This window comes from Streptomyces malaysiensis subsp. samsunensis (assembly GCF_024519315.1).
Taxonomy (GTDB): Bacteria; Actinomycetota; Actinomycetes; order Streptomycetales; family Streptomycetaceae; genus Streptomyces; species Streptomyces malaysiensis.
The window spans coordinates 77,558-90,713 of the sequence record NZ_JANIIC010000026.1 but is presented as its reverse complement, the minus strand read 5'-3'; the positions used below and the strand labels follow the sequence as shown (position 1 = coordinate 90,713).

The window sequence follows — 13,156 nt, the reverse complement described above, 5'->3', positions numbered from 1 at the left end:
GCCCCGGAAGGCAGACACGCATCACGCTTCCGGGGCCGCTGGGGGCCGCCCGCCCCCCGCTTGTCCCAGGGGGCGGTAACGCAGGGCGGGCGGCCGTCTTCAGTACCGCTGTCGACCTCCCGGGTAGTGGACCGGTTGACGGCATTCGGGCGTATCGGCGGGCGACTGTTGCCCGCCGGGCGCGTAGCACAAGGCCGCATGCAACTGTTCGGCCTCGACTGCGGTCAGCTCCAGTTCGGCAATGGCACGGTGCTGCCCGCCGCTGCTGATCTGGAGCGGCAGCGCGACCTCTCCACCACGTGTGCGGCACGGGCCCCGCCCGGGTACGGGACCGATCTGCCAGTCAGCCACGACGCCCCCCAGCCCTCCCAGAGGCCGGACCCCCGTCCGGGAAGTCTTCCGGCTCATCCTGGCCGTCGCCCTCCCCGTGCGCGGGTAGACGACCGCCCCGACTCTCGGCGACCCGCAGCACGTCACGCAACGACTCACACAGCCGCTCCGCCAGGAACCGTAGTTCCCTCACATCGGCCTTACGGTCCTCAAGCAGCACACGGGCATGACGGAGAAGTTCCCGCCCCATCGCCACCTGTAGCGCCTCGATTTCGTCCGCACGTCGGCTCAGAAGGCTGTTTCCGTCGTCCGACGCCAGATAACACGGCTTGCCGTCCGGGTTCGACCACGGCAGCAAGCGCAGACCGGTCATCGCACTCATCCGGACACGCCGCCCTCACCCTCACCCTCACACCACGGATCACCCGAAGCCCGACATCGACGCCATGGACCGCGAGCCACAACGCACGCCTCCGCCGCGCCCGCAACCGCTGTTCCTCCCTCTCGTGAACTACGAAGTACGGACGCACCGGGGCAGGCACCCCGCTATCGCGCGATGGGACGGCCGGATGGGTCACAGAGCCTGAGTCCCTCGCGGCGGGAGGCGAAACGACCGTACGCGGCTCGGGAGGTACCGCCCCGGGGGGAGGTACCTCCCCGGCCCGGTGACGGCCGGACGGCCGTAAGGCGAGAAGTGCACTCACCCATGCGAAGAACCACCCGATAGGGTTGGTCATCGTTCATCAGCTCCCTCATAGCTGTTGGGCCACGCCCCCGGGCCCGTTGCAGTCGGGTTGCGGGGGTCTCGTATGTGGCGTCTGGCTGCCCGGGGTAAGTACCGGACGTACGTCAACCATGGCCGAACGGCAGTAAGTTGACCCCTCATCCGCTGTTGCCACGGCGCCAGACAACAATGGGAATCGATGTGCTCGAACGCCCGAACGAAGGCCAACAGAACGCCCGAGACGCACTCAGCCACGCACTGAAAACATTTAGGGAAACATCGGGTAAATCCCTGAGTCAAGTGGCAGAAGATACTGGATATGATCGAACCTACCTAAATAGACTCGAAAACGGCGAACGTCTATCAAAGCAGATGCTGATGGAGGATCTTGATACTTACTACGGAACTGGAAATTTACTCGTAAGGCTTTGGAAGATGGCCCGTGACGAGGTGATCGCGGGCACGTACAAGCTATTCGTTCAGTACGAAGCAAACGCCGTGATCATGCACAAGTACATGGCGGCCATCCCGGGACTGCTTCAGACAGAGGATTACGCGCGCGTAGTGCTCTCATCTGCCGCGAACCAGTGGAGCGAGGTAGAACTGGAAGCGCAGGTGGATGCTCGTATCAGTCGTCAGGAGATCCTGCAACGTGTCCCGGCACCGAGCATGCGTGTCATCCTTGACGAGTCCGCGTTGAGGCGTCCTACGGCTGACCCCAAGATATGGGCGGGGCAGCTTTCCCACCTTGTGGAATCGGCTGCGCAACCGGCGATAGTGCTCCAGGTCCTTCCCTTCACTGCCGGGGTACATGACCTGATGGGAGGCTCTCTGTCGCTCCTATGGCAGGCAGACGGCACCGGCGTTGCCTACTTCGAGGGCAGCAAGTCGGGAGAACTGATCGAAGATCCGGAAGAAGTATCGCAGCACCGGCTGTCCTACGATCATCTCCGGGACTCGGCCCTATCGCCGTCAGCCTCGGTGGAATTCATCAGAGACCTCATGGAGGGCAGCACATCATGAATACTCCCGACCTTAGCGCCGCCGTGTGGCGCAAGAGCAGTTATAGCAACGGGGGAGACGCAAACTGCATAGAGGTGGCCGATGGCTACCCCGACATCATCCCCGTGCGGGACAGTAAGGACCCGAACGGTCCGGCACTGGTTTTCTCGGCGGACAAGTGGTCATCGTTCATCTCCGCCGTCCAGCGCGGGGAGTTCCCCGCCACCTGACCCATCCAGCAACCAGCCACCGAAGCGAGCGGCCCCCAGACCGGGGGCCGTCGCCGTATCGGGTCGCTGCCGCGCCTCATGTTCGGCACCGTCACCGAGCGCCTGCCGACCGTTCCTCGGCAGGAACGCCTCGGATGTGCCCCTTCGTAGTCGAGCGGACTGCACAGCACCAAGCGCCATAGCGAATCGCGTTTCAGCGCGCAGTGCCGGTTGACAGATCCGGTCGCGAGGAGTGCAGCGAGTTGAGCGTGCCGCACCACTACTCGGCCGGCCCGGCGGACAGGGTTCGACATCGGTGGAGCCTCGCCGACTTGTGTGAACTAAGTCAACGCACGTACAGTGACCGTCATGGCCGCCGCACACACCTCCGGCAGATTCCCGCACCTGCGTCGCAAGTGGTTCGAGAACACGACAGAATCCTTGGCGATCCTGCTCGAGCAGCTCTCGCCGGATATCGCCTCCGTCATCCCCGACGACCTCGGCCCGTACGACCTCGTCGCCGCCACCGCCCTCGCGCGGACCGCGCAGGCGGACATGGAGCGGCAGGAGATCGGCTTCGTCGCCGGTGATCTGGTTCGCCTGGCCGGGCATCGCGGCATACGCGCGCCCGAACGGATCGGCGAGGTCGAGGGGTTGTGGCTCGCCCTGCGCAGGCCGACCGTGCGGCTCCTCCACGCGTGGTGGCGTGAACCCCTCGGCGAAGGACTTCTCGCCTACTGGGCCGAGATCCGGGCCAGGGCCGTGGGCTGGCCGCGAGTCCACCAGGAGCTGCGCGAGCGCTGGTCCATCGACAGCGACGGCATCTGGCGGCGCGGGCTCGTCTCCTCGGACGGTCCGGGCGAGGACGACTGGCACGGGTACTTCGCCTACATGGAGGCGCACACCCACGGCCAGGAAGCCGAGTTCGCGCGCGTCCTCGTCACGCGGTGGGACGGGATCGCCGAGGAGATCGACGCGTACGCCTCCGAGTGTGCCGCCGAACTGGCGGCCGTACCCCACCTCATGCTTGTCCACCGGGAGCGGGCGCTGGCCGATGCGCTCACCACCGTGGTCGAAGGAAACCTGGCGTCCGGCGATGATTCCCTGCCTCCCGACCTGCGGACCAACCTCGAATCGCTCCGGGACACAGGGCTGGCGTATCTGCGCTGGCTCAAGGACGAGTTCATCCCGGGACTCACCCCTCTGGAGCGCGCACACCTCGCGCTCGACTCGCCGGAGGCGGCCCGCTGCGAGGCGTACCTGCGGAAGTACACGGAGATCTGGTGCGCCCCGGGTGACCCCGCCCTGCCGACCCCCGTCTTCACCGAAGAGGACTACACGCCGCTCAAGCGGGCCGAGCGCCCGCGTGAGGCCGTCCCGAAGTGGATGAGCATGGTGGCCAAGGTCTTCTCGGAGGAGACGCAGATCGGCTGGACCGGCACTGTCGGTTCCCAGCCGTGGTGGCTGTATACCGTGGAGGGTGGCCTCGAATCGGCGGCGGCCCGGCGGTTCAAACATGACGGGCAGGTGCGGATCGGTCACCGGACGTCGGATGACCCGCACGACGTGGTCGTCGGTTTCCCTCCGACGGACCCGGACGCGCACAACCTCATCATGCGCTTCCGCTACGACGAGGACGACCCGCACGAGATGTGCGAGCTGCTGATCCTCTCCCGCGCGGGCCGCGCTCAGCTCGGGTTCCTGGTGCGAGGCGCGGGCGGCGAGTACCGGATGCTCAGGATGGTCAGCGTGGCGCTGCCGCCGGCCCTGCGGGATTCCATGCGGATGAAGGCGTTGCGGCAGCTGGATGCCATGACCGGTGGCGACGCGTCCGGGCTCGCGGCCCTCATCGCTCCCGAGCCGGACGACCCCGCGCCGTCGGCAGCCGGTGCGTCGGAGCAGAGGCCGGAGGAAGCAGAAGATCTCGCCCCGTTCAGTGACGGACTCTTCCCGCGTGAGGGCACTCTCTTCTGACCGGCCAGACATCCTCGCCCCCACCGCCCGCTGGACCAGCACGTCCACAACAGCGGGACCGGCCGGTCTGGATCACCCCCACCGGGCCCAGTCGTGCGGTTTTTCCGCACAGAAGAGCCCCATAAGGGTCGCCTCCCGTTGCCAGAGGCCCCTTCACGCGTTTTACTAGCAGCACGGGGATGCATCACGGCCTTGGTGCAGCGGTGGGAGTGGGACGGCAGGAGGTGCGGTCTGATGCTGTTGAGTTTCCGGGTTGCGAACCATCGCTCGATCCGACACGAGCAGCAGCTCAATCTGCAGCCCGTCTACGACACGGATCGGCCCGAGGGCACGCAGTGGAGAGCCGTCCCGGTCGTCGGCATCTTCGGAGCCAACGCCTCCGGCAAGTCGAATCTGGCCGGTGCCTTGCAGTACATGGCTCGCATGGTGGTGTCGTCCCACCGTGACGCCGAGCCGGACGGAGGCGTCGATCGCAGCCCGTTCCTGCTGGACGACGAAGCCAAGGGCGAGCCGTCCTGGTACATCGTCGACCTCTTGCTGGACGGAGTGCGCTACACCTACGGATTCGGCGTCGATGACGACCGCGTGGTCGAGGAGTGGCTCGACAGCTACCCGAAGGGGAAGAAAAAGGAACTGTTCTCGCGCGATGGCGATGAGGTGAAGCCCGGGGCATCCCAGCAGTCGGGGCAACTCGCACTCGTGGAGAGCATCACCGAGCCCAACGTCCTCTTCCTCTCGCTGGCCGCACGCTCGAAGCAACAGGACTTCCGCCCCGTCTACGACTGGTTCGCACACCGCCTCCAGTTCCGGGGTACGCAACCCGGCCGCAACTTCGGGATCTCCGCTGTGCGGGCGCTTGAGGACGCCGATCGCCACCCGGAGATCATGGAACTACTCAAAGCCGCGGACCTGGGGATCGAGGGGTGCGGTATGGAGCGCCTCCTCATGGACGAGGCAGGTCTGCGACGTCAGTTCGGCCCCCGCATACCGCCTCGCCTCCTGCGGGAGCTGGAGGACGAAGGCCCGCGGGAGATCATGCGGCCATGGGTGGGACATCGCGGACGCAGCGGCGTCGTGCAGATGAACCTGCACGACGAGTCGGCGGGGACGCAATCCCTGCTGGAGCAGGCCCCTCGTTTCCTCGCGGTGCTGCGCAGAGGCGGCACCTTCGTGGTGGATGAGATCGACGCAAGCCTTCACCCGCTCCTCACAGCCCGGCTGATCGGTCTGTTCCAGGATTCGCGAACCAACCCCGAAGGCGCTCAGCTGATCTTCACCTCGCACGATGCCAGCCTGCTCGGACGGCGCGATGGGGAAGACATTCTCAAGCGCGACCAGGCATGGTTCGTGGAGAAGGATCAGTACGGCGAAACCACGCTCTACTCGCTGGCGGAATTCAAACCCCGGAAAGAAGAGAACCGGGAGCGCCGCTATCTGGGCGGGAGTTACGGTGGGGTCCCGTTCATCGACGAGAGCTTCGCCGAGGCGGTACTCAAGAGGGGTGGGGGTTCTGGCCAGGACACCGAAGCCGAGCGGCAGGCCCAAGTCGAGGCGGCCCAGCCGTGATACCGATCTGAACCGCGCAACGGATGTCAGGGACAGCGCCGACCAGATCATGGTCGTGTGCGGGGCCATGACTACGGAGCACGACTACCTCGTCGGTTTCAAAAAGCACTTCAAACGCTCGACGTTGTCGGTACGGGTCACCAAGAAACCGGGATCTCCTCTCCAGGTCGTCCAGTACGCCGTCGCCCGGTGGGGCGGCGCCAGCAGCGACTTCGACCAGGTCTGGTGCGTCGTGGACGTGGACGAATACCAGGACCTGGAGTCCGCCATGCGGTGTGCTTCCGAGAACAACGTCGAACTCGTCGTGTCCAACCCGTGCTTCGAGATCTGGTTATTGCTGCACCACACCCACCATCACACCTGGGTCGCTGACTACAAGGCCCTCAAGATCTTGTTGAAGAAGTATGTCGACGTCCCCGCGAACAAGGCCGTGGACTTCGAACGCCATTACCGCCATCTCTGGCGGGACGCGGTGAAGCATGCGCGCACGCTCGCGGAAGAGGGCACGGAACACAAAAGGAATCCGTCAACCCGCATGTGGCGTCTCGCTCTCGCCATCAACGGCGAGAACGGCGCATAGCGTTCATCACGCAACGCCCTACCCGCCGTGTGCGGTCACTTCCAGCCATGTCACTCCACCTGTCGGGCAGAGCGAGAGCCTGGAAGGACACCCCGCCCCCTCCGGCTCACTCCTGCTTTGGGGCATACATCAACCGGCTTGTGAACTGAGTCAACGAGTGACATCCTCTTCTGGGGCGCCACGCTCTGCCGTACCCGGTAGTCTCACCCCATTGGCTCATCTCGCAAGAAAGGGCCCGATCGCCATGCCGTCCCAGCCCGCCGCCGCTCCTGGCGTGCCCCACCCCCTCGACGAGGTGCCGCAGACGTTCCTTCCCGGCGACTCGTACGACGTGCGCGACGGGCTGGTGACATACATCCACCGGGATCTGCTCGGCCCCTGGGACGGTGACACCGAGGAGCTCCCGCCGCGGTCGGCCGGACCGCGCGACCGTTACCTCGTGGGCATGCTCGGCCCTCGCCCGGAGGCCGGTGAGACCGCGACCCAGATCGCCCGCAACGCCGCCCAGACCGCCAATGTCGAGCCCGGCAGCGACGACGGCACCGAGGAGGGCGGACCTGCGGAGCGGCTCACTCCGCAGGCCTCCGGGCGGATCTGGGCCTCCTCGATGGGGCTGTCGTTCGTGGTTCCCGCGTCGATCGGCACGCTCAGCGTCCAGTCATCCTGGGGGCGTTACTCCCCCACCAGCGCTCGCACCGATGACGGGCGTACGGCCCGGGTCTGGGGGCGCGAGCCCGTGAAGCGCCCCTGCGACATCGACGTGACCCGCGCCGGTGACCAGAGTCGCGTCCTGGAGGGTGACAAGTCTTCCGGGATCCACCTCGACGTCCAGGTGCGTGAGCGCGCCACGGGCGAGGGCGGCGAGGATCTCCGCGTCGTGGAGGTCGCACTGGTCAACCGGTTGCGGGAGAGCGAAGCCGACCGGCGCGACGTCCAGTGGCTGTTCCAGACCGAGCTGACCGTGACCGCGTTCCCCGACGACCGGGCGGCCGTCTTCCTGCCGATCGACGATCCGCTGGACCCCCGCTCCGCGGGCGGCTCCGAGGATGTGGAGGAGCGGCGGCTGCGGCTGCTGTACCGGAACAGTCTGCGGCACGCCGTCGGCCGCAATGTGGCGGTGCGGGTGGATGTGCGCAAGGGCGAGCGGCGGGCCCATCGGCTGGCGACCACGTGGCTCCCGGAGTACGACGTGCCGGCCACCTCGGCGCCCACCGCCGCCGAGCAGCCGCTCCTCGACGGTCTTGAGCTGGGCATGGACGAATTGGCCACCCTTGCCGTGCCCGCGCGCCGCAAGGAACTGGCCGACGCCCTGGCCCCGCTCGCGGACGGCTACAGCGCCTGGCTGGACGAACAGCGCCAGAAGGCCCAGTCCCTGCCCGAGGATCTGCGGATCGCCGCCGAGACCGCCATCGACCAGGCCGAGGAGGTCTGCCACCGCATCGCGTTCGGCATCGACGCGCTCTGCGCGGACAAGGACGCGCTCGAAGCCTTCCGTTTCGCCAACCGGGCGATGGCGCTCCAGCGGCGCAACACCGCGGTCGCCGGGCTGCGGGCCGGTCAGGAGGGTGTCTCCTACGAGCAAGCGCGCGACGCCGTAGCCGCGGAGGGCAAGAAGGCGGCCAGCTGGCGGCCCTTCCAGCTCGCCTTCGTGCTGCTGAACCTGGCCTCGCTGTCCCGGCCCGGCCACCCGCATCGCGGCACCGGCCGCGAAGCCCTCGTCGACCTGCTGTTCTTCCCGACCGGCGGCGGCAAGACCGAGGCGTATCTGGGGCTTGCCGCGTTCACCTTCGCCCTGCGGCGGCTGCACGGCACGGTGGGCAGCGGAACGGAGGCGCGTGATGGCGGCGCCGGGGTCGGTGTGCTCATGCGGTACACGCTGCGGCTGCTGACCGCCCAGCAGTTCCAGCGCGCGGCAGCGCTCGTCAGCGCGTGCGAGGTGCTGCGGCGCGAGGAGTTCGCGCGGGACGCCCGTTGGGGAGAGACGCCGTTCCGCATCGGCCTGTGGGTCGGGAACTCCGTGTCGCCGAACTGGTTCTCCGAGGCACAGGAGCAGATCGCGGGTGCCAAGGAGAGTTCGAGCGACAAGCACGCGCGCGTCATCCAGGTGCTGAGCTGCCCATGGTGCGGTGAGGGCCTGACCGCCCACTCGAACATGGACTACGACGCCGACCGGCGCCGGGTCCTGCTCTACTGCCCCCGGGGCGAGGGCGAGGGACGCTGCCCCTTCTCCCGGCTCGCCGCGCCCGGTGAGGGCATTCCGGTGATCACGGTGGACGAGGAGATCTACCGCCTCGCCCCCGCGATGGTGATCGCCACCGTGGACAAGCTCGCGCAGCTGCCCTGGAACGGGTACGCGGGGCTGCTGTTCGGACGGGTCACGGAGTGGTGCCCGCGGCATGGCTACCGCCACGACGACCTGGACGAGCGCACCGGCTGCGGCAGCCGGCACAACAAGAAGGGCCTGCTGCCCGCGGTGGCCTCACGGCCGGTCGCCCGGCTTCGGCCACCGGACCTGATCATTCAGGACGAGCTGCATCTGATCTCCGGTGCTCTCGGCACCACGGTGGGTCTCTTCGAGGCCGCCGTCGACCAGTTGTGCAGCTGGGAGTACACGGACGCGGAGGGACACCGCCACGAGGTCGGGCCGAAGATCGTCGCCTCCACGGCGACCACCAAGCGTGCCGCGGATCAGGTGCGGGGGGTCTTCGGCCGGCAGGTCGCGGTGTTCCCGCCGCAGGTTCTGGACGTCGGCGACACGTTCTTCTCACGGCAGACGGAGGTGAGCCGCGCCGAACCCGGCCGCCGCTACCTCGGCGTGTGCGCCCACGGCACCCGGCTGAAGGCCGCCGAGATCCGGGTCGCCGAGATCCTGCTGCTCGGTGCGCAGCAGCTCTTCGACAAGTACGGGCTGCCGGCCGATCCCTACATGACGCTGGTCGGCTATTTCAACGCCACGCGCGAACTCGCCGGTATGCGCCGCTACATGGACGACGACATCGCCACCCGGGTCCGGGTCAACGGCAGTCGCAAGGGGCACGAGACGATCGCCGACCGCATCGTCACGAAGTCGGGGATGCTGACCATCCAGGAATTGACGTCGCGTATCTCCTCCGCCGACATCGGCGCCACGCTCAAGCGCCTGGAGGCCCCCTTCGATCCGGAACGGGACACCTCACCGCGGCGCCGGGCGCTGTTCGCGGAGTACGCGGCGGCGCTGCGCGACAAACGCGAGCCGCGCGTCCAGCTGACCCCTCTCCAGAAGCAGGCCGTGGACGTCGTCCTCGCCACCTCGATGCTCCAGGTCGGCGTGGACGTCTCACGGTTCGGGCTGATGCTCGTCGTCGGCCAGCCGAAGAACACCGCCGAGTACATCCAGGCGTCCTCACGTGTGGGCCGTGACGCGCGCCGCCCCGGTCTGGTCGTCACTCTCTACAACTGGTCCCGCCCACGGGACCTGGCGCACTTCGAGGACTTCGCCCACTACCACGCCACCTTCTACCGCCAGGTCGAAGCACTGTCCGTGACACCGTTCACCCGGCGTGCGCTCGACCGGGGTACCGCGCCGGCCTACATCGCGGCGTTGCGGCAGGCGGCGTACGAGTACTCACGCAACACCGACGCCCAGGTCGTCGACCTCGACGGCCCGATCGCGACTCGTGTGGAGCGGCGGCTTCTGGAACGAGCGGACCGGGTCGGCGGCGAGCGTGCTCAGCGGTACCTGTCCGAGCGCATCACCGCGTTGAAGGACTCCTGGGCCGAGCAGCGCGAGAGGGGCGGCGTGCTCGGCTACCGCAAGGATAAGAAGAAGGACATCCTGGTCACGGCCCTGCTGCACCGGGCCGACGGCTCGCGGTGGGACGAACGCACCGTGCCCATGTCGATGCGGGAGACCGAGAACGAACTCAACCTGCTGCTGTCCGGCGGCGGAAACTTCGTGGATCAGGCCACCTACAGCGGTCCCGAGTGGCGGTTCACTCCCGTCGACGACGAAAGCGACGCCGCCGCGGCCGCTCCGGTCGACGCCGACGAGTACGGGGATGCCGCGCCCGGCGCGGCCGGAAGGGGACGACGATGAGCACCAACTACTACCGACGCGTCGGCGCGGCACGCCCCAGCCATCTGATGTACACAGCCGGAGTCGGTTCCCTGATCGACCTGCCCAACTTCTCCGTACTGGTCAAGGGCCTCGAATCCTGGAGCCACGCGAGCCTGACCGACTACGTCATCGACGAGCCCCGGCTGCGTACGGCCGTCAACCGCTCCCTCCAGTTCTACGGCGCGGCCCAGATCAACGAACTGCGGTCCGCGCCCTGGATGGAGGGCGCCGACAACTCGCCCAAGGAATGGGCCGCGCAGGGGGTGGGCGTGCCGGTGACGCCCTTCCCGCAGTGGCTGCGGTGCACGGCCTGCAATCTCCTCGCCCCCATCGACTCGCAGGCGTTCGCCTTCGTCAACAACAATCCGCGCACCCCGCACGAGGCCAAGTTCGTCCACGACTGCAGGCGCGGCAAGCCGCTCGCCGTCGCGGCCCGCTTCACCCTCGTGTGCACCGCGGGCCACCTCGACGAGTTCCCGTACGCGCCCTTCGTCCACCACGGGGCCGCATGCGCGAAGATGCCCCGCCCGCTGCTGCGCATGAAGGACCACGGCGGCAACCAGGCGGCCAACGTGACGCTGGAATGCGTGGCCTGTGGCGAGCAACGCAACATCCGCGACGCCATGGGCGACCGGGGGCGGCGCAACCTCCCTAGGTGCCGAGGCCGCCACCCGCACCTCGGCACATACCAGCCGGACTGCGACAAAGAGGCGACCTTGATGGTCGCGGGCGCGTCCAACCAGTGGTTCCCCATCACACTCAGCGCCCTCGCACTGCCGCCGAGCAGGAACGGAAACCTCGCCGAACTCGTCGAGGAGCGCTGGGTCGAGCTGCAGAACATCACCTCACGCGTCGTTTTCGACGCCTTCGCCGGCACCCCCGCGTACGCCTACCTCAAGGACTACGACGCCGAGGCGCTCATCGCCGCCGTACAGGCCCACCAGCAGCGGTTGGAAGGCGCGTCGGCGCCGACAGCGGAGTCGGCCCCGGTCGATCTGCTCAGCCCCGAGTGGGAGGTGCTCTCCTCCTCGCCCATGCCGGATGCCACCGACGACTTCGCGCTGGAGGGCGTCACGGTGCCCGACGCCCTCACCGGGCTCTTCTCGGACGTACGGCAGGTGCAGCGGCTGCGTGAGGCCCGCGCCCTGGTCGGCTTCACCCGGCTCGACGCGCCGGACAAGGAGACACCCGGCATCGCCACGCCTGTGCATCTGTCCCGTACGTCCCAGAACTGGGTGCCGGCGAGTGAGGTGCGCGGCGAGGGGATCTTCCTGCGGGTACGGGAGGACCTGATGGCCGAGTGGGAGGAGCGGATGCAGAAGTCGCCCGCGATGCAGGCACATCGTGATGCCTTCGCGCGCTTCCGCACCAACCGCAAGTCGGACCGGCTGCGCGGCGAGTTCGACCCGATGCGGGGCTGGCCCGGGGAGCGCTACATCGCCCTGCACTCGCTCTCTCATCTGCTGATCCGCACCATCTCCCTGGAGTGCGGGTACAGCTCGGCAAGCCTGGGCGAACGAATCTACGCCGGAGACGCCGAGCATCCGCGCACGGGGATCCTCATCTACACCGCCGTGCCGGACTCGGAGGGCACCCTGGGAGGTCTCGTCTCCCTCGCCGAGGATCCGCACTTCGAACGCATCGTGCGCCGGGCCCTGCACGACGCGGCCCGCTGCTCCTCCGATCCGCTCTGCGCCGAGCGGCTGCCGCGGGATCCGGCGGACTATCTGCACGGGGCCGCCTGCCATGTCTGCCTGTTTGTTTCGGAGACGACCTGCGAGCGCGGCAACCGCTTCCTCGACCGCCGCTTCCTGGTCCCGCTCGGGGACGAGAGCGACCAGGTGCTGACGCCTACGAGTCTGCGGCCGTGAGCCGCGCGGAGTTCGAGGCCGCGGCGGAGGCGGTCGCCTCGGTCCTCGGCTCCGCGCGCACCAAGGACCTGGCGGGTGTGCTGGCACGCGGGCGGGGCCTGGAGCACGCGCTTGTGACTGTGCAGGATCCGCGCGCCAGTGACGCGATACGGGAGGTGTACGCGTCGCTGCGGCGCCACGGCATCCCGTACGCCGAGGCCGCCGCCTACCTGCGCGGGTTCGTCGCGGGCCGGGACCGACAGCGGGTCGAGGTCGACGTCAGCACGGTCTGGACCGGGCCTGCCACTCCAGGGGTGCCGGCACGCCCCACCGCTCGGGTGCTCGCGGAGGTCGTCGCCGGGGCGCGGCGGGAGCTGCTGGCCATGACGTATGCGGCCCGCCCCTATGAACCGCTCTCCGCGGCTCTGCGGGCGGCCGTCGCGCGGGGTGTCGAGGTGCATGTCGTGGTGGAGACCAGGGCGGGAGCCGCCGGGCTGCTCGGCTCCGAACCGGCCGACGCCTTCGCGGCCGTGCCCGGCGTACGGCTGTGGCACTGGGCACCCGAGCGGCGCGACCACCCGCGTGCGCGGCAGCACGCCAAGCTGGCCGTCGCCGACCGGCGGGTGCTGTTGCTCGGCAGCGCGAACCTCACGGAGTCGGCGGTCCGCAGGAACCTGGAGGCCGGGGTGCTGGTTACCGGTGGCACCGCCCCGCTCAGGGCCGCCGAGCACATCCGGGAGCTGCAGCGGAGGGGTGTGCTGCGGCCGCTTCCTGGCTGACACACCGTAGGGCGTGGTCCTGGCGATCGGCGGCCGGGCAGTGCCC

9 protein-coding genes are annotated in these 13,156 nt (G+C 68.3%); 8 read left to right on the top strand and 1 reads right to left on the bottom strand.

Features of this window, described 5'->3' with window-relative positions:
* Nucleotides 1–343: 343 nt before the first annotated feature.
* On the bottom strand, nucleotides 344–712 hold the full coding sequence (locus NQU54_RS22295) for a hypothetical protein (protein WP_257632603.1): 369 nt from the start codon (nucleotides 710–712) through the stop codon (nucleotides 344–346).
* Between the two features lie 531 nt (nucleotides 713–1,243).
* On the opposite strand from NQU54_RS22295, the gene NQU54_RS22290 reads away from it, so the two are divergent.
* From NQU54_RS22290 to drmC, 8 genes are all read left to right on the top strand, one after another.
* Complete coding sequence (locus NQU54_RS22290; RefSeq protein WP_257632602.1) at nucleotides 1,244–2,077, top strand: helix-turn-helix domain-containing protein; 834 nt, start codon at nucleotides 1,244–1,246, stop codon at nucleotides 2,075–2,077.
* Nucleotides 2,074–2,286, top strand: a complete 213-nt coding sequence (locus NQU54_RS22285) for a DUF397 domain-containing protein (protein ID WP_257632601.1) — start codon at nucleotides 2,074–2,076, stop codon at nucleotides 2,284–2,286. The genes NQU54_RS22290 and NQU54_RS22285 overlap by 4 nt, the downstream gene beginning before the upstream one ends.
* 348 nt (nucleotides 2,287–2,634) lie before the next feature.
* On the top strand, nucleotides 2,635–4,239 hold the full coding sequence (locus NQU54_RS22280) for a hypothetical protein (RefSeq protein WP_257632600.1): 1,605 nt from the start codon (nucleotides 2,635–2,637) through the stop codon (nucleotides 4,237–4,239).
* Nucleotides 4,240–4,473: 234 nt separating this feature from the next.
* Nucleotides 4,474–5,805 carry an AAA family ATPase gene (locus tag NQU54_RS22275; RefSeq protein ID WP_257632599.1) on the top strand — a complete coding sequence of 444 codons (1,332 nt, stop codon included), beginning with the start codon at nucleotides 4,474–4,476 and terminating at the stop codon, nucleotides 5,803–5,805.
* Nucleotides 5,806–5,854: 49 nt separating this feature from the next.
* A complete protein-coding gene (locus NQU54_RS22270; protein ID WP_257632620.1) occupies nucleotides 5,855–6,385 on the top strand; it encodes an RloB family protein in 531 nt (176 codons plus the stop codon).
* Between the two features lie 244 nt (nucleotides 6,386–6,629).
* Entirely contained in the window at nucleotides 6,630–10,460 is a 3,831-nt protein-coding gene (drmA, locus tag NQU54_RS22265; RefSeq protein WP_257632598.1) for a DISARM system helicase DrmA, read from the top strand.
* A complete protein-coding gene (drmB, locus tag NQU54_RS22260; RefSeq protein WP_257632597.1) occupies nucleotides 10,457–12,352 on the top strand; it encodes an MrfA Zn-binding domain-containing protein in 1,896 nt (631 codons plus the stop codon). The genes drmA and drmB overlap by 4 nt, the downstream gene beginning before the upstream one ends.
* Nucleotides 12,349–13,110 (top strand): DISARM system phospholipase D-like protein DrmC, encoded by a 762-nt coding sequence (gene drmC, locus NQU54_RS22255; protein ID WP_257632596.1) that lies wholly within the window; start codon nucleotides 12,349–12,351, stop codon nucleotides 13,108–13,110. The genes drmB and drmC overlap by 4 nt, the downstream gene beginning before the upstream one ends.
* Nucleotides 13,111–13,156 lie beyond the last annotated feature (46 nt).

What these genes read in the sequence shown, in the direction of transcription:
- drmB (WP_257632597.1), top strand. Translation starts at nt 10,457, where the DNA reads ATGAGCACCAACTACTACCGACGCGTCGGCGCGGCACGCCCCAGCCAT.
- drmA (WP_257632598.1), top strand. Translation starts at nt 6,630, where the DNA reads ATGCCGTCCCAGCCCGCCGCCGCTCCTGGCGTGCCCCACCCCCTCGAC.
- NQU54_RS22295 (WP_257632603.1), bottom strand. Translation starts at nt 712, where the DNA reads ATGAGTGCGATGACCGGTCTGCGCTTGCTGCCGTGGTCGAACCCGGAC.
- NQU54_RS22275 (WP_257632599.1), top strand. Translation starts at nt 4,474, where the DNA reads ATGCTGTTGAGTTTCCGGGTTGCGAACCATCGCTCGATCCGACACGAG.
- NQU54_RS22270 (WP_257632620.1), top strand. Translation starts at nt 5,855, where the DNA reads ATGGTCGTGTGCGGGGCCATGACTACGGAGCACGACTACCTCGTCGGT.
- NQU54_RS22280 (WP_257632600.1), top strand. Translation starts at nt 2,635, where the DNA reads ATGGCCGCCGCACACACCTCCGGCAGATTCCCGCACCTGCGTCGCAAG.
- NQU54_RS22290 (WP_257632602.1), top strand. Translation starts at nt 1,244, where the DNA reads ATGGGAATCGATGTGCTCGAACGCCCGAACGAAGGCCAACAGAACGCC.
- NQU54_RS22285 (WP_257632601.1), top strand. Translation starts at nt 2,074, where the DNA reads ATGAATACTCCCGACCTTAGCGCCGCCGTGTGGCGCAAGAGCAGTTAT.